General features: G+C 69.9%; 15 protein-coding genes and 1 pseudogene. 12 read left to right on the top strand and 4 right to left on the bottom strand.

Annotated elements, in window-relative coordinates; translation table 11 throughout:
- Positions 1–10: 10 nt before the first annotated feature.
- The 8 genes from NWFMUON74_RS24175 (at position 11) to NWFMUON74_RS24140 (ending at position 9,799) form a co-directional block, all read left to right on the top strand.
- Complete coding sequence (locus NWFMUON74_RS24175; RefSeq protein WP_187684077.1) at positions 11–1,963, top strand: vWA domain-containing protein; 1,953 nt, start codon at positions 11–13, stop codon at positions 1,961–1,963.
- Positions 1,964–2,108: 145 nt separating this feature from the next.
- On the top strand, positions 2,109–2,453 hold the full coding sequence (locus tag NWFMUON74_RS24170; RefSeq protein ID WP_187684076.1) for a hypothetical protein: 345 nt from the start codon (positions 2,109–2,111) through the stop codon (positions 2,451–2,453).
- 211 nt (positions 2,454–2,664) lie between these two features.
- On the top strand, positions 2,665–3,546 hold the full coding sequence (locus NWFMUON74_RS24165) for a TIGR03854 family LLM class F420-dependent oxidoreductase (protein ID WP_187684075.1): 882 nt from the start codon (positions 2,665–2,667) through the stop codon (positions 3,544–3,546).
- Positions 3,547–3,865: 319 nt separating this feature from the next.
- Positions 3,866–4,747: an NAD(P)-dependent oxidoreductase gene (locus NWFMUON74_RS24160; RefSeq protein ID WP_187684074.1), complete on the top strand. Its 882-nt coding sequence runs from the start codon at positions 3,866–3,868 to the stop codon at positions 4,745–4,747.
- Positions 4,748–4,952: 205 nt separating this feature from the next.
- On the top strand, positions 4,953–6,872 hold the full coding sequence (locus NWFMUON74_RS24155) for an SCO2524 family protein (RefSeq protein WP_187684073.1): 1,920 nt from the start codon (positions 4,953–4,955) through the stop codon (positions 6,870–6,872).
- Positions 6,873–6,876: 4 nt separating this feature from the next.
- On the top strand, positions 6,877–7,791 hold the full coding sequence (locus tag NWFMUON74_RS24150) for an SCO2523 family variant P-loop protein (RefSeq protein ID WP_187684072.1): 915 nt from the start codon (positions 6,877–6,879) through the stop codon (positions 7,789–7,791).
- A gap of 2 nt (positions 7,792–7,793) precedes the next feature.
- The gene (locus NWFMUON74_RS24145; protein ID WP_187684071.1) at positions 7,794–8,813 is read left to right on the top strand and encodes an SCO2522 family protein; all 1,020 of its coding nucleotides are present in this window, start codon (positions 7,794–7,796) and stop codon (positions 8,811–8,813) included.
- A complete protein-coding gene (locus NWFMUON74_RS24140) occupies positions 8,810–9,799 on the top strand; it encodes an SCO2521 family protein (RefSeq protein ID WP_187684070.1) in 990 nt (329 codons plus the stop codon). Before NWFMUON74_RS24145 ends, NWFMUON74_RS24140 begins: the two co-directional genes overlap by 4 nt.
- On the opposite strand, the gene NWFMUON74_RS24135 is transcribed toward NWFMUON74_RS24140, so the two are convergent.
- Positions 9,800–10,621, bottom strand: coding sequence for a hypothetical protein (locus NWFMUON74_RS24135; RefSeq protein ID WP_187684069.1), 822 nt, complete (start codon positions 10,619–10,621; stop codon positions 9,800–9,802). It abuts the gene before it with no gap.
- 151 nt (positions 10,622–10,772) lie between these two features.
- Between NWFMUON74_RS24135 and NWFMUON74_RS24130 the strand changes: the two genes are divergently transcribed.
- The gene (locus NWFMUON74_RS24130) at positions 10,773–11,054 is read left to right on the top strand and encodes a hypothetical protein (protein WP_187684068.1); all 282 of its coding nucleotides are present in this window, start codon (positions 10,773–10,775) and stop codon (positions 11,052–11,054) included.
- 7 nt (positions 11,055–11,061) lie between these two features.
- Here the strand turns inward: NWFMUON74_RS24130 and NWFMUON74_RS36305 are convergent.
- A pseudogene (locus NWFMUON74_RS36305) lies at positions 11,062–11,439 on the bottom strand (LmrA/YxaF family transcription factor); the annotation flags it as partial.
- Positions 11,440–11,454: 15 nt separating this feature from the next.
- Positions 11,455–11,814 (bottom strand): TetR/AcrR family transcriptional regulator, encoded by a 360-nt coding sequence (locus NWFMUON74_RS36300; RefSeq protein WP_232110567.1) that lies wholly within the window; start codon positions 11,812–11,814, stop codon positions 11,455–11,457.
- Between the two features lie 88 nt (positions 11,815–11,902).
- On the opposite strand from NWFMUON74_RS36300, the gene NWFMUON74_RS24120 reads away from it, so the two are divergent.
- Both NWFMUON74_RS24120 and NWFMUON74_RS24115 read left to right on the top strand, forming a co-directional pair.
- Positions 11,903–12,958, top strand: coding sequence for a beta-ketoacyl-ACP synthase III (locus NWFMUON74_RS24120; RefSeq protein ID WP_187684067.1), 1,056 nt, complete (start codon positions 11,903–11,905; stop codon positions 12,956–12,958).
- A 105-nt stretch (positions 12,959–13,063) separates the two neighbouring features.
- Positions 13,064–13,426 carry a hypothetical protein gene (locus tag NWFMUON74_RS24115; protein ID WP_187684066.1) on the top strand — a complete coding sequence of 121 codons (363 nt, stop codon included), beginning with the start codon at positions 13,064–13,066 and terminating at the stop codon, positions 13,424–13,426.
- A 71-nt stretch (positions 13,427–13,497) separates the two neighbouring features.
- On the opposite strand, the gene NWFMUON74_RS24110 is transcribed toward NWFMUON74_RS24115, so the two are convergent.
- Positions 13,498–14,340 carry an alpha/beta fold hydrolase gene (locus NWFMUON74_RS24110; RefSeq protein WP_187684065.1) on the bottom strand — a complete coding sequence of 281 codons (843 nt, stop codon included), beginning with the start codon at positions 14,338–14,340 and terminating at the stop codon, positions 13,498–13,500.
- Between the two features lie 118 nt (positions 14,341–14,458).
- Here NWFMUON74_RS24110 and NWFMUON74_RS24105 point away from each other — a divergent pair, with 118 nt between their 5' ends.
- Positions 14,459–15,049: a TetR/AcrR family transcriptional regulator gene (locus tag NWFMUON74_RS24105; protein WP_187684064.1), complete on the top strand. Its 591-nt coding sequence runs from the start codon at positions 14,459–14,461 to the stop codon at positions 15,047–15,049.
- Positions 15,050–15,066 lie beyond the last annotated feature (17 nt).

Below are 15,066 nucleotides of genomic sequence, written 5' to 3'. Positions count from 1 at the left end.
GTGAGGCATCATGACCCTGCCCGATCGCTATTCCTACGGCCCGTACCACGAGGGCCCCGATCCGCTGGCGCCGCCGCTGGACCTGCGCGAGGCGCTCGACCAGATCGGCCGCGACGTAATGGAGGGCAGCTCACCGCGTTCCGCGCTGGAGGAGCTGCTGCGGCGCGGCATGCGCGACACCAGCGGCCTCGACGAGCTGACCCGCCGGTTGTGGCAGCGTCGTGCGGAGATCTCCCGGCGGCACCGGCTCGACGGGTCGCTGCAGCAGATCCGGGAACTGCTCGACCAGGCCCTCGAGGCCGAACGCCGTGCCCTGTTCCCGGACCCGTCCGACGACGCCCGTTTCGCCGAGGCGCAACTGGACGCGCTGCCGTCGAGCACGGCCGCCGCGGTCGGCGAATTGTCGGAGTACACCTGGCGTTCGGAGACCGGCCGGGAGAACTACGCGAAGATTCGCGACCTGCTCGGCCGGGACCTGCTCGAATCGCGTTTCCAGGGCATGAAGCAGGCGCTGGAGAGCACCACGCCCGAGGATGTCGAGCGCATCCGGGAGATGATGTCGGATCTCAACGACCTGCTCGCGGCGCACGCCCGCGGTGACGACACCACCCGGCAGTTCGCCGACTTCATGGCCCGGCACGGCGAGTTCTTCCCCGAGAACCCGCGCGACACAGACGAATTGATCGATGCGCTCGCCGCCCGCTCGGCCGCCGCCCAGCGCATGATGAATTCGATGTCGGCCGAGCAGCGGGCCGAACTGGCCGAGCTGGCCGGGCAGGCGTTCGGTGATCCGCGCATCGCCGCACAGGTCGCCGCGCTGGACGCCAACCTGCGCGCGCTGCGGCCGGGCGAGGACTGGGAGTCGGCGCAGCGCTTCCGTGGGGAGGACCCGCTGGGGCTCGGCGAGGGCGCCCAGGCGCTACAGGACCTGGCCGAATTGGACGCTCTCGCAGAGCAACTCGGCCAGTCTTATCCGGGTGCGCGACTCGAGGACATCGACCTCGACGCGTTGGCCCGCCAGCTCGGCGACGACGCGCGGGTGGATGCCGCCCGGCTGGCCGAGCTGGAGCGGGAACTGCGCCGCCAGGGCCTGTTCGAGCGCGCGCCCGACGGCGCACTGCGTTTGACGCCCAGGGCGTTGCGGCGACTCGGCGAAACGGCGCTGCGAGATGTGGTGGGGCAGTTGCGTTCCCGGCGCGGCGAGCGCGACACCGCGCGGGCGGGGGCGGCGGGCGAGCCGACCGGTGCCGCGCGCGCCTGGCGATTCGGCGACACCGAGCCGTGGGACGTGCCGCGCACCGTGCGCAATGCCGTGCTGCGCTCGGCGTCCACGGGCAGTCGCACGGTGACACTGGACGTTTCCGACGTCGAGATCATGGAGACCGAGCAGCGCGCGCGGGCCGCCGTCGCGCTGTGTGTCGATACCTCCTGGTCGATGGTGCAGGACGGCCGGTGGGTGCCGATGAAGCGCACCGCGCTGGCGCTGCACCACCTGATCGGCACCCGATTCCGTTCCGACGCACTCGATCTCATCACCTTCGGCCGTTACGCGGGCACCGTCGACCTCGGTGAGCTGACCGCGCTGGAACCGGTCTGGGAGCAGGGCACCAACCTGCACCACGCGCTGCTGCTGGCCGGGCGGCACCTGCGCCGGCATCCGGACGCGGTGCCCGTGGTGCTGGTCGTCACCGACGGCGAGCCCACCGCGCACCTGGAACCGGACGGCGAGGCCTACTTCGACTGGCCGCCGGACCCGCGCACGCTGGGCGTGACGATGGCCCAGGTGGACGCCCTCGCCAAACTGGGCGCGTCGGTCACCGTGTTCATGCTCGGCGAGGATCCGCGGCTGGCGGCGTTCGTCGATCTGATGGCGCGGCGCAGCGGCGGGCGTGTGGTGGCGCCGGATCTCGACGGGCTGGGCGCGGCCGTGGTGAGCGACTACCTGCGGGGGCGGCGGGGGTAACCGGCCGGGCGAGATTTCCCGGTACCCCACTATTGAACGTGCCGTTAAACAACGGTACATTGTTCAGGGTAAGGGATGGCTCGTGCGGCTGCCTGGCCGCGGCGGTCGCCCATCCGTGAAATCTATTGCAGGTTAGGACGTTCCGATGTCTCGGAATCACACAACCGTACGTTCCCGGCAGCGTCTGTTCCGGGTCGTCGCCGCTCTGACTGTCGTCGCCGCACCCATCGTGGTCGCCGCGCCGGCGTTCGCCGCTCCCGAGGCCGGGGTGCCGCTCGTGGTCGAGCAGCAGCCCGCCGCCGCCCCCGGCGACGCGGCCGCGCAGGACATCCACGGCCGTGGCTGGGGCCACCGCGGCTGGGGCCATGGTGGCTGGGGCCACCGCGGCTGGGGTCACCGTGGCTGGTACGGCGGGTACTACCCCGGCTGGTACGGCGGATACAACCCGGGCTGGTACGGCCGCGGACCGTCGACCGGCAGCGCCTTCTGAGAGTGACCACCGGTCCCCGACGGCAGCGTCTTACGGCGGTGACCGTTGGGCCAGAGGACATAGTCTTCCGGCGGTGACCACCGGTCCTCGACTCCGACCCGCGCGGCCGGGCCCTCCAGGGCCCAGCCGCGCGGGTTTCCTGCTGTCCGGGAATGGATCGCGCGCCGCGGACGGTTGGCACGATCGACCCGACCGGTGGAGGAGTAGGCGAGTGAAGATTCGTTTCGGCGTCGGGACGAGTTCGGGCACCGGTCCGGAGGAGTTCGCGGCCCTCGTGGACCGGCTGGAGTCGGCCGGAGTCGATTCGCTGTGGCTGTCGGAGCTGGTGTATTCGAGGTCGGTCGATCCGTTCGTCGGCATGGCGTTCGCGCTGGGCCGGACCACTCGGCTGAAGGTCGGCACCTCGGTGGCGATTCTGCCGGGCCGACATCCCGTGCTGGTGGCCAAGCAGCTGGCCTCGCTCGCCGGGCTGGCGCCCAAACGGGTGCTGCCGGTCTTCGGCCTGCAACCGGCGCGCGCCGGTGAACGCGAGCTGTTTCCCGTGCCACAGGGCAAGCGCGGCGCGGTGTTCGATGAATCCCTGCGGCTGCTGCGGACCGCACTCGACCGTGACCGGTTCGCTTTCCAGGGCGAGTTCTTCACCGTCGGCGACGCCGGTCTCGGCGCCCGCCCCGCGCGGCCCCTCGACATCTGGCTCGGCGGTTCCGCGCCCGCGGCGTATCGCCGGATCGGCCGTCTCGCCGACGGCTGGCTCGGCAGCTTCCTGACGCCCGCCGAGGCGGCGGACGGCCGCAAGACGATCCAGGCGGCCGCCGCCGAGGCGGGCCGCGAGATCGAGGCCGACCATTTCGGTACCAGCGTGCTGCTGGCGCCGGACGGCCTGCCCGACGACCTGGCGGTCGCGATCGTGCGCCGCAGGCCCGGGGTGGACCCGTCGGATCTCGTCGCGGGCAGCTGGAAGGAACTGCACCGGCTGATCGACGGCTACCTGGAGGCCGGGCTGAGCAAGTTCGTCGTCGGCACGGTCGGGGAGACTCCGGTCGGCGAGTTCCTCGACGGATTCATCACGGAACTGCTGCCGCGGCAGAACTGAGCTTGCGCCCCATACCTTTTCGGGGCCGGCGCCGAGGGACGGAAGCGGCTCATGGTGCGTCCGTCCATCGGCGCCGGTTGTATCCGAGACAGTGCCCGGCAGGCCGCGAGGCAACCACCGGACACCATCCAGTAGTCGGACCTGCCCGCCGAACGGTTTGGTCGAATTTTCGCCGGGCCCGATTCCCCCACCTGTTCACATACCTTCCGGTGAGTACCCGACGAAATTGTAAGTACTTGTCCGGCGGCAGGGTATGGGCAAATCTGAGGTCAGCGCGCGCGAAACCACTCGTTTCGTTTTCGAAGGAGCTGACCGGCATATGACGACAACCTCGCGGACTCCCGTGACGGTACTGGGCCTCGGTGCGATGGGCGGTGCGCTGGCCGCGGCGTTCCTCGCGGCCGGGCACCCGACCACGGTGTGGAATCGCAGCGCGGGCAAGGACATCGAACTGGTCGCGGCCGGAGCGGCACGGGCCGATTCGGCGCGCGCGGCGGTGCGGGCCGGGGACCTGGTCGTGGTGGTCCTGCTCGATCACGCCTCGGTGCACGAGACCCTCGATCCGATCGCCGGCGAGCTGGCCGGGCGGGCGGTGGTCAACCTCACCAGCACCGCGCCCGAGGACGCGCGGGAGCTGGCGCGCTGGGCGGCCGGGCACGGCATCGACTATCTCGACGGCGGCATCATGGCCGTTCCGGACATGATCGGCGGCCCCGGGTCCAAGATTCTCTACAGCGGCTCGCAGCGGGTGTTCGACGAGCACCGGCCGACGCTCGAACTGCTCGGCGCCGCAGAGTATTTCGGTGACGACGCGGGCATGGCCTCGCTCTACGACTTCGCGCTGCTGGCGGGCATGTACATCATGTTCGCCGGATTCCAGCACGGCGCGGCCATGGTGCGCTCGGTGGGCGGCTCCGCCGAGGACTTCGGCAACCGCGCCGCGGCGTGGTTCTCCGCGGTGTCGTCGACACTGCCCGAACAGGGCCGCGTGATCGACAGCGGTGACTACGGCAAACCCGTGCAGGACCTGCGATTCACCAAGAAGGCGCTGGACGCGATCGTGCGGTCCGGCCGCGACGCCGGAGTGGCGCTCGACGTTCTGCGACCGGTGCAGGCGCTCGTCGACCGCCAGATCGCCGACGGGCACGGCGCCGAGGCCACCGAGCGCATGTACGAGGGGCTGGCCGGGCCGGGTCGCTGAACGGGGTCCGCCGAATTCCGGATTTGCCTGTCGTAACGGACAATAGAGTCCTACCGCGCAACGCGGACGACGTCGGCCGCCGCGGCGCCGATACCAGCGAAAGGTCGCAACCCATGCTAATTTCGCCTGGCATCGCCGCTGCGGGACCGACGCACGCCCGTGTGCGCGAGACGCTTTCGACGAGCGGTGAAGGGGACGGCGGTCGATGAGAATTCAGCCACGGCGGCAGATCCTGGCAGTCTGGCGGTCGATGCTGCGTACCTGTTACGCCGACGGCACGTGGGTCTGGGGCGGCCGCGACGGTTCCAATTCCATCAGTGATGCCGAGCAATTGCTGTGCCTGCTCTACCCCGCCACCGAGATCGCCAGCTTCGCCCTGGACAACCCCGACGAGCTGTCCGACGACGTCGAGGTGGTGATGGCGCCGCTGGGCCGGGGCGCGAAGATCGGGCTCAAGCTCATCGAGGTGCTGGAGGACTATTGGGCCCGCTACACCGGGCCCGACGGCGAACCGATCTTCTCGGCCGGCACCTACCTGCGCTCCAGCGACGACGCGCATCCGCCGACCGCGCGGCAGCGCGAGCTGGACGTGGTCGACTCCTACTCGATGTCGCTGACGCTGTGCCTGGCCACGCTGAAATTCCTGCGGGCGTTCCGGCGCTGGGTGATGACCCGTCCCACTCCGGCCAGGTCGATCGATGCGCGCATCGATGCGCTGGAGGAGCAGGTCGGCGCGCGGCTGACGGCCGCCATGACCGGCCTGGTGCGCAGTTTCGTCGTCAACACCGTGGACCCGAAAGACGAAGCGGGCCGGGTCATGCTGACCATGTTCAACCAGACCGGCGCTTCCGACGAGACAGTGGTCGCGTCGGTGAACCGGCGGCTCGATCGGCTGCGCGTGCGGCTGCGCCGCGACGTCACCCTGAGCCAGACCCCGGACATCGACCTCGAGGACGAGACACTGTTGTTCGAGTGCGGCTGGAGCTGGGGCGTCGCCCGGCAGGCCGCGCCCATCGAATTCGTCGAGGCCGCCATCGGTTCGCAGCCGGGTTACGCGGTCGGGCGGCCCTATCTGTACTTCACCGTGGTCGCGCTGGACGGTATCAACGACCTGACCTCGCCGCGGACCCGCGAACTGGACCTGCTCGACGCGCAGCAGCGGCGGCTCGCCGAGGCACTGCAGCTGCGGTGGGACCTGGCGCAGCGGTACTGGTCGGCCATGGCGCGCTACGGCGAGGGCCGCTGGCCGCTCGAGGACATTCCCTGGCGCACCTCCGACGGCGAGGAGTCCGACTACTTCAGTCTGTCGGTGTCCGCGGTGCTGATCCAGGACCTGATCAACCGGGAAGCCAGCGACGACGATCTCACCAGGGCCACACCGGTTTTCGACGAGCTGGCGCGCCGGGGCCGCATCATCCGCCGCCTGACCGAGGACGACCGCGCCCGCGACCTGCACGTGCCGGGCGTCCGGCTGTCGCTGCTGGGCAGCAGGGATATCGACAAGGGCCCGCTGCTGGAATGGACGGTGTCGGACTACGCGCCGGTCCTGCTCAAGCGAACCCTGCAGGCCGCCAGGCTGTCCGGGACGCTCACGACGCGGGATCGCCTGCTCGAACTCGCGCAGTCGACAATGGATCACCTGGAGCGCCGCGCCTTCAAGAAGGGTCGTGCCGAGGGCCTGTGGGACAACGCCGAAGAGGTGTTCAAGGTCAAGTCCCCACCCGGCTCGGCCCCGGCCCGGTCGAGCGAACAGCCGCCGTCCGCGGAATCGGCGGACGATGAGAATTCGCTGCCGTCCTGGTATCTGACCGAGCGCGTGATCGAGTGCCTCGTCGCGGCCGACCTCACCTTCCGGGAGCCGCCGCTGCGGTCCACCACCTCCGCGGTGCGCGCGCTGGAACTGCTCAACGAGGCCGAGCATCTGCTCAACCAGAAATTGCTGCAGCTCAGCGAACAGGACATGACGAAGAATCGCCTCGCCTTGGAAACCGTGCACCAGCAATTGGAACGCGCGCGGGCGGTGATCGACGAACGGCCCGGCACCGCGCACAGCCTGTGCGCGGAGGCGCTGCGCGAGTTGGACGGATTGGTGTTCGCCGACCAGGACGCGCAAAGGAGCGTGTAGCGCCGTGCTCGTTTTCTCGACCTCGGACAAGGGCGGCACCGGACGCTCGGTGACCAGCTGTAATGTCGCGTATCGGCTGAGCATCACGGGCCGCAACGTCGCCTATCTCGACTTCGATTTCGGATCGCCGACGTCGGGCGCCCTGTTCGAGGTCAACCGGATGGAGCGGGGCACGCCCGACAACGACGGGCTGCATGGTTATCTGCTCGGCGCCGGCGGAAAACTCACGCCGCGCAATGTCCGCTCGGAAACGGGTCGCGCGGAATTGCGCGAGCCCCGCCACCCCTACAAGCTGATGCTCTACCCGGGCGATCGCGGCGGCGCGGAATTCCTGACCGCCGACGACCAAACCGTGCGGCGGTGCGTCGAGTTGCTGGTGGCCTGCGAGCAGGAATTCGACGTGACGATCGTGGATCTCAGCGCCGGGCGCTCGGTGGCCCTGGAGATCGCCCTGCGCGCCACCGAGAAACAGCAGTTGCGTGGTGCGGTCACCCGATGGCTGGTGTTCCATCGCTGGACGCGCCAGCACATTCTGGCGACGAACGGCCTGGTGCACGGCCCGCACGGACTGCTGGCCACGGGCGCCCAGTGCGGCCACGATCCCGAGAAGCTGGCGGCCGCGATCCGTTATGTGCGCACCGCGGTGCCCTCGGCCAACGATCACGCGTCGGCGGACAGCGGGCCGCAGGCGGCGTGGCTGCGCGCGCAGGACGACGCGTTGCGTAAATTGGCAACGGCCAATCAGTTGGGGTGGAGTGTGGTCCTCGGTTCGACGCCGATGGAGCCGATGTTGCAGTGGCGTGAGCAGGTCATCCTCGACGCGGACGTGTCCGCGAAGATCGCGAACGAGAAAACGGTGGTGGCTTTTCAGGAGCTGGCCGGTGGTCTGACCGACGACGCGGTGTGGGAAGGGGTCTGACAGTGCCGGAGTCACCCGTGTACAGCGAGGCGACCGAAGAGATCCGGGTCGCCGAGGTGCCGTTGTCGCATCTGTCGATCGAGACCGGCCACTTCTACATGAACGAACTGATCAACGGGCAGGACAACATCCGCGCGCAATTTCGCGAGGTGGCCGATCAGGTCGAGTTCCATACCGCCTCGGCGCGCAAACGATTCGGGCCCGCCGCGCGGGTCAGCACCTGTTTCCTGATCGACGACTACTTCGCGCCGGACACCGACCCGACCCAGATCCTGGACAAACTCCTCGACGCCGCCGACGACTGCGGGCTGCGCATCGACTATCTCGCGCGCGAGGCCGGGTGCTGGGAATTCCCGATATATGTCGACGGCGTTCCGACGGGGTCGATGGTGAAGCTGGCGGAAACCATGGCCGCGCGAGTGGTGGCCGAACCGGCGGAGAACACGACGGGCCGGCGGCCGCCCGACGTGGAGTCCGGCTGGCTGTGCAACGGCCGCCGCTCCTCCGACCACGATCCCGCGCAAGCCATGCGCGCGCAGGAATACCGGCCGCCGCAAGCGTACGGCCGTCGCGTGCATTCGATATTCCTCGACACCGAGATGTGGGACAGCCCGATCGAGGGCGTCGGCGACAAGCACACCCGCTGGTCGTGCCCGTTCCTGGCGTCGATCTGGCAGCTGCTGCGGCTGGGCATGGTGCGCGTCGAGGGCGCGGCGCCGTTCCATCCCCAGCTGCGCAAGCGGGAGGAGGGGTGGGAGGACCACTGGTGGGAGATGCCGGCGGTGATCCAGCTGAACCCGGACGCGAAACCGTTCGCCGCGTACCGCTCGCTGTCGATACTGCCGCAGAACTACCTGGGTATCGAGCACGCTGTGCACGTGATCCTCGACCATCTCGAACTCGACGAGAAGGTCTGGGAGTTGATCGCGGCCCGCGGTGGGCGCGAACGGGTTCCGGTCGCGGTGCCGCGCGAGACCAGCAAACGGTTGTCTCACGTGCTGCTGGACGGGTGCCTCACATGACTCCCGCCGGCCCGGGGGCGGCCGAGACACCCGTCGCCCTACTCGGCGACATCCACACCTGCCTGCTGCCGTCGCGGACCGTGCTCGACACCTCGGCCGTGGTCGAGGTGCTGGACGCGGTGAAGCCCGGCAGCGGGGTGACGTCGCTGGAACGCCCGGTGCCGCTGGCTGTTTCGTCGCCGCGGGTGGAAGGCGTGGACTGCACGCTGGCCACCGCGTCGGGCCGGGCCGTGCACGGCATCGGCACCGTGCTGTCGCGCGTGATCGTGATCGGCGGCCGGGTGATGCAGAGTTCCACCCAGACCGCGGTGACCCAGGCGAGCGTGAACCAGCGTCAGCCCTGGGTGCACTACCTGGCCCGGGCGGGCACGGTCGAGGCGGTGACCGAACTGGGGCCCGACTCCGGACGCCGGCTCGCCGACGGCTATCTGCGCGGCAACGAGCCCGACCGGCTCGATCTGGCGGCGATCAGCGGCCGACTCGCGACGCTGGTCCGGATGGACACCCGGCTCGACCGGCAGGTCCCGATCCGGGCCGCGACCACCCGACTGCGCTGGGCCGTGGAGATCGCCGCCGCGCCCGAGCAGCCGCCCAGCTTCTCGTTCCGGCTCGACAACGACACGCTGCGCTCGGTGCGCGTCACCGTGGCGGCGCGCGATGTCGATGCGGCGCAGCGGTTCTGCGAGGATCTCGCCGTCCACGACTGGCTGCTCACCACCATCACGCAGCTGCTGCGCGACGCCGACCGCTTCGAATCCTCCAGCGACGCTTCGATATTGCTCGCGCCGATGCTGGAACAGCTGGTGCCGCTGTGGATGCCGGGCGCGCACACCCCGCCCCCGCTGCGGGCGCTCTGGGCGGAGCTGGAGGCGGCCCCGGGTTTCACCCGGCAGTGGTCGGCGCGCGCGGAACAGCTGCGCGACCGGATGATGACGGCGACGCTCAACGCGCTGCGTAACTCCAAGATCAGCAGCAACGACTGGTGATCACAGCCGGAACCAGCGCCGGACCAGCAGGGCGAAGAAGACCGAGGTGGTCAGCAGCCCGGTGTACGCCTCGACGACGAACACCAGCCGCTCCACGCCCTCGAGTCCGGCGGTGTCGTCGGGGCCGAGCGGGTTGAGGTAGTTGGTGAGGCACTCGTAGATGATCGTCATGGTCGACTGCGTCGACAGCGCGCGCACGATGGTGGTGAAGAACAGCAGCTGCAACGCCATCCAGATCAGCATCCGGAACGGCCGATAACCGTAGCCGCACAACAGGTCCGGGAACAGGTTCGCGACCCGGCGCCAGCGGACGGGCTGGGCGCGGCGGCGGGCGCGGGCCAACTCCAGGTTGCACCGGTCCTCGCCGTCGACATCCTCGTCCTGCCGGTACAGACTGGCCGCGCGCCGAAATGCCAAGGCGGCGTGGGCCGGAAGTACCGTGGTGAGGGTGTCGCCCAGGCGCTCGTAGATCTCGGCGAGGTTTCTGGTCTGCGCGCGGCTCAGCCGCAGCGGGCCGCGGTATTCGACCTCGGCGGCGAGCAGGGCGGCGAGCAGTTCGGGGGAGACGATCCGCTCGCCGCGTAGCGGTCGGGTGGTACGCGGCTGCCGGGCGGCGGCGTAGATGCGGCGGAACACGAGACTGTCGCTGTTGCGCCGGATTCCGGGTGGGTCGTAGCGGGCCACGACCGATTCGACATGTGCGGTAAAGGAATCCAGCAGTTGCTGTTCGTCGGTGCGGGGTGGTTCCGTGGGCGTTCCGGCGAGGAACTGGTCCACGGCGGCGGCGTAAGAGGTCGCGCGGCGTTCCACCCGCGTCGACATCGAGCGGACGAAAGGCGAATCCTGCTGTCGCTCGTCCACAGTCCGCAGGCCCCCTACAAAGATCGGCGCCGACCCCGGGCGCGCTTCCACGATAGCAACGTCGCCTCGAGGGCCGGTGTTTGTTGCTCCCGCGGGCGGGCACCCGGGCCGTATGACCCCCGACGATCACAAGCAACCACGGTCCGCGGGCTCGCCGTCGCAGGTCACCGAGAGCGACTTGCGCCAGTTACTCCAAACCGGCAGCCCCGGCACCCGACTCGTCCTGCTGGAGGGCCGAATTCAGCTCGTCCCCGGCGCCGCCGACGAATCCGACGGCCTCACCCTGATCACCCGCGGCGACCTGGCCGCCCAGATCGGCGACAACCCCGGCGAAGCTGAACTGACCGTAGCCGCCGAAACCCTCAACACCGAGATCCGGCTGCAGGGCGCCTGAGCCCGCGCTAATCGACAACCACGGCGTCGCCACCGCGGGCCGTGGGGGTGGTGTCGGGAATCGCGGTGTGGTTGTCGTGGGCTGGGCGCGTGGTGTCGTGGGCGGGGGTGTCGCCGCCGTGGGCTGTGTGGGTGGCGTTGTCGGGCGCGGTGGTGTTCCCGTCGCGGTGCGGGTGAGTGGGGCGGGGTGGGAGTTGGTGTTCGAGGAGGAGGGTCAGTTGGGTGCGGGCGTCGTCGAAGGGGTGGGCGCTCTTGAGGGCTCGGCTCTGGAGGATGGCGCCCTCGATGACCGAGAGCAGCACCCCGGCCAGGGCGTCGGCGGCGTGCGGTGCGGCACCCGCGGCGACGAGCCCGGCGGCCAGGCGATCGGTCCACTCGGTGAATGCCTGCCCGGCGGCGGCCTACACCGCGGGATCGAGTTCGTCCAGGGCGGCGGCCATCATGAACGAGCCCTCGCGGTACTCACTGGACTCCAGCGGATCGCGCCAGAAGGCGAACAGCTCGTCGAGCCACCGCGACACCGACGGCGCCTGCGCCAGCGCCTCGGCGGCGACGCTGACGTGCGAGTACACCACCCGCGACACGATCCGGGCGGCGGTCTCCACGAGTTCGCCCTTGCCGGCCGGAAAATGCTGGTACAGCGAATTACGTGAGGCGTTGCTGCGTTTCAGCAGTTCGCTGAGCCCGGCCGCGTGCACGCCGTGTTCCTGCACCGTGGCGATGGTGCTCGCGATCAGCCGGCCGCGCGGTCCGGTCGTCAACGGATCTCCTTCGACACTTGTGTGAACCGTTCGGTCCATGCTAGACGTAATCCGTGTGGACCGATTGGTTCACCCGGAGAGGATGCCCATGCCCGCCCACATCGCCACCGCCACCCCGGTCACCCACGCCGCCATGCTCGGTTTGGGCGTCTATCGACCGCGCCGGGTCGTCCCCAACGCCGAGATCGTCGATCGCATCGACTCCTCCGACGAATGGATCCGGACCCGCTCCGGCATCGCCGAGCGCCGCTGGGCCGAGCCGGACGAGACGATCGTCTCGATGAGCACCGCCGCCGCCCGCGACGCGCTCGCCGCGGCGGACCTGGCGCCGGAGAAGGTCGACGCGGTGGTGCTGGCGACCTCCTCGCAGATGGTGCTCGGGCCGTCGGCGGGAGCGGTGGTGGCGACCGAACTCGGCCTGCACGACACCCCCGCCTTCGACGTCTCGGCCGGGTGCGCGGGCTTCTGCTACGCGCTGGCCGACGCCGCGAGCCTGGTCCGGGCGGGCCAGGCCCGGTATGTGCTGGTGATCGGCGTGGAGCGGCTGTCGGATCTGCTCGACCCCGCCGACCGCAGCTGTGCGTTCATCTTCGCCGACGGCGCGGGCGCGGTCGTGGTCGGACCGGCCGAGGCGGAGGGCATCGGCCCGGCGGCGTGGGGCTCGGACGGCAGCCAGACCGCGGCGATCAAGCAGGACAAGGACTTTCAGGAGTACTTCGCCGAGGTCGCCGCCGCGGAGGCCGCCGGTGGCACCTCGGTGCGGCCCTACATCCGGATGAACGGGCAGGCCGTATTCCGCTGGGCGGTCACGTTTCTGGAGAAGGCGTGCCGCGACGCGCTGGACGGCGCCGGTGTCACCGTGGACGACCTGGACGCCTTCGTGCCGCACCAGGCCAATATCCGGATCACCGACGCGCTGGTCCGCGCGCTGCGCGTGCCCGACTCCGTCGCGGTGGCCCGCGACATCATCGAGACCGGCAACACCAGTGCGGCGTCCATCCCCATGGCCATGGAGCAGCTGCTGCGTTCCGGCGCCGCACGGCCCGGCGATACGGCGTTGCTGCTCGGATTCGGCGCGGGCCTGGCCTACGCGGGCCAGGTCGTGCACCTGCCCACCGTGCTCGCCACCGAAGACCGGGCGTAGGCCACGGCTTCACCGCGGAGTAACTTCGTGGCACCATGCCACGGAACGGTTTTCCGTGATAAGGGTACGGGGCGGAAAGCCCGCTTCTCGAGAGGAACCAGCCTGATGATGAAACGCACCGTCGCCGCGGCAACGGCAGCAGTTGCGGCCTCGCTGTTCGCCTTCGGCCCGTCGTGGGCGCAGGAACCGGTCAGCCAGTTCGTGGTGATGGAGAACCTGGCGGCGACCGCCCACGTCGACGACCCGGCCGAGAACACCTGCTACCCGGCCGTGATCACCGCCGAGGCGCCGCGCACCATGTACTGGCGCAACACCACCCCGTACTACGCCACCATCTACACCCGCGCCGAGAACGGCGGCGAGTGCGGTGGCCCGGTCCTGGCCCGGCTGCACCCGAACGAGGCCCCCGGCGTGCCGATCACGCTGACGGGCGCGATCATCGACATCCGGTTCTCGTCGTTCCAGTGATCGACGCGCACTGTGCTCCGGCGGCCGGGTCCGCCGGAGCACAGTGCGGTCCAGGCAGGGCCGTCGGACGGCTACGAGCGGTCGGCGGCCCGCGCGGGAACGAGAATCCCGATCAGTTGCCGTGCGAAATCGACTGCGTCGGTGCGTAGTCCGTTGTGGGCGCCGGGGAATTCGGTGACCGGGCGGCCCAGGCGGGCGGCGATTTCCGCGATCGGCCGGTAGGGCAGGCTGCCGCGGGTCTCGCGACCGGCGGCGGGTATCAGCCGGTCGGCCACCGGTGCCAGTGCCGCGTAATCCGGTGTGTAGGCGGTGAACTGGCGTAGCTCGTGTTCGAACATGCGGGGGGCGTTGGCCGCCAGCCGCTGCCACAGCTCGGCGGTGCGAGGCGGCAACTCGGAGATGTCCGGTGCCGGTTTCATCGCGCCGCCGATTCCGGTGAGGAAACGTGCCGAGGCGGCGGCGAGCCCCTCGGTCCGGAACAGTGTGTAGACCTCCTCGACCATGGCGAGATGCGTTGCGGCGTCGGGAAGTACCGCGAAGCAGGGCGGTTCGTGGGCGATCAGGGTGCGGATCCGGTCGGGGTGGCGGGCCAGCAGGTCCAGGCCGACGATTGCGCCGTTGCTGGTGCCGCAGACGAAGGCGGGTTCGTCGGTCAGCTGATTCAGTAGCCGGTGCGCGTCGTCGCTCTGCACCGCGACCTGCTGTTCTTCCGGTTCGCCCCGGTCGAGGGTGCTGCGCGAGTAGCCGCGCGGGTCGAGCGCGGCGACGGTGAAATGCCGCGCGAGCACCTCCGCCGCCTCGTCGAACACGCCCGCGTCACCACCGCCGCCGGGGATCAGCAGCAGTAGCGGGCCGTCGCCGCGCAGTTCGTAGTACAGCGTCGCGCCGGGGACGGCCAGGGTCTCGGATTGCATGAGACCTCCTTTCCTTGGACTATGAGGCTAAAACCTAATGGCATTAGGTGCAAGTTCGTGCCCGATCGACGGTCGTACTAGGGTTGGCCCGATTCGATGTCGGTAGGGAGGTGGAGGTATGTCGCCGCGGGCGGGCTTGACAGCGGAGCGAGTCGTCGGCGCGGCGGCGGAACTCGCCGACGAGATCGGCTTCGAGAACCTCACCCTCTCGGCCCTCGCCCGCAAGGTCGGGGTGAAGGATCCGAGCCTGTACGTCCACGTGCGCAACCTGCACGACCTGCGGGTCCGGCTGGCCCTGCGCGCGGGCGCCGAACTGAACGACCGCATCGGCGCGGCCATAGCGGGCCGCTCCGCCAAGGCGGCACTCATCGCCTTCGCCGACGCCTACCGCGCCTACGCCCTCGAACACCCCGGCCGCTACGCCGCCACCCAGATTCGCATGGACCCCGCCGAAGTCGGCGACGAGCCGGAACTGCTCCGCAGCATCGACGTGACCACCGCCATGCTGCGCGGCTACGACCTCGGTGAAACCGAGGCCCTCGACGCGGCCCGCCTACTCCGCGCCACCTTCCACGGTTTCGCGACCCTCGAGGCAGCAGGCGGCTTCGCCCACTCCCGCCCCACCGACGCCACCTGGCGCAGCATCCTCGAGGCCCTCCATCACACACTGTCGAACTGGCCTTCCGGAACATCGACCCGCACCTCGTGATGCTGCGCCCCGGCACA

Origin of the sequence: Nocardia wallacei (assembly GCF_014466955.1) — a bacterium.
Taxonomy (GTDB): domain Bacteria; phylum Actinomycetota; class Actinomycetes; order Mycobacteriales; family Mycobacteriaceae; genus Nocardia; species Nocardia wallacei.
The sequence above is the reverse complement of the archived record's forward strand: the minus strand, read 5'-3'. Positions and strand labels throughout refer to the sequence as shown.

Coding starts and splice junctions, on each gene's coding strand:
- NWFMUON74_RS24170 (WP_187684076.1), top strand. CDS start 2,109: ATGTCTCGGAATCACACAACCGTACGTTCCCGGCAGCGTCTGTTCCGG.
- NWFMUON74_RS24110 (WP_187684065.1), bottom strand. CDS start 14,340: ATGCAATCCGAGACCCTGGCCGTCCCCGGCGCGACGCTGTACTACGAA.
- NWFMUON74_RS24135 (WP_187684069.1), bottom strand. CDS start 10,621: ATGTCGACGCGGGTGGAACGCCGCGCGACCTCTTACGCCGCCGCCGTG.
- NWFMUON74_RS24115 (WP_187684066.1), top strand. CDS start 13,064: ATGATGAAACGCACCGTCGCCGCGGCAACGGCAGCAGTTGCGGCCTCG.
- NWFMUON74_RS24160 (WP_187684074.1), top strand. CDS start 3,866: ATGACGACAACCTCGCGGACTCCCGTGACGGTACTGGGCCTCGGTGCG.
- NWFMUON74_RS24140 (WP_187684070.1), top strand. CDS start 8,810: ATGACTCCCGCCGGCCCGGGGGCGGCCGAGACACCCGTCGCCCTACTC.
- NWFMUON74_RS24130 (WP_187684068.1), top strand. CDS start 10,773: ATGACCCCCGACGATCACAAGCAACCACGGTCCGCGGGCTCGCCGTCG.
- NWFMUON74_RS24105 (WP_187684064.1), top strand. CDS start 14,459: ATGTCGCCGCGGGCGGGCTTGACAGCGGAGCGAGTCGTCGGCGCGGCG.
- NWFMUON74_RS24155 (WP_187684073.1), top strand. CDS start 4,953: ATGAGAATTCAGCCACGGCGGCAGATCCTGGCAGTCTGGCGGTCGATG.
- NWFMUON74_RS24120 (WP_187684067.1), top strand. CDS start 11,903: ATGCCCGCCCACATCGCCACCGCCACCCCGGTCACCCACGCCGCCATG.
- NWFMUON74_RS24175 (WP_187684077.1), top strand. CDS start 11: ATGACCCTGCCCGATCGCTATTCCTACGGCCCGTACCACGAGGGCCCC.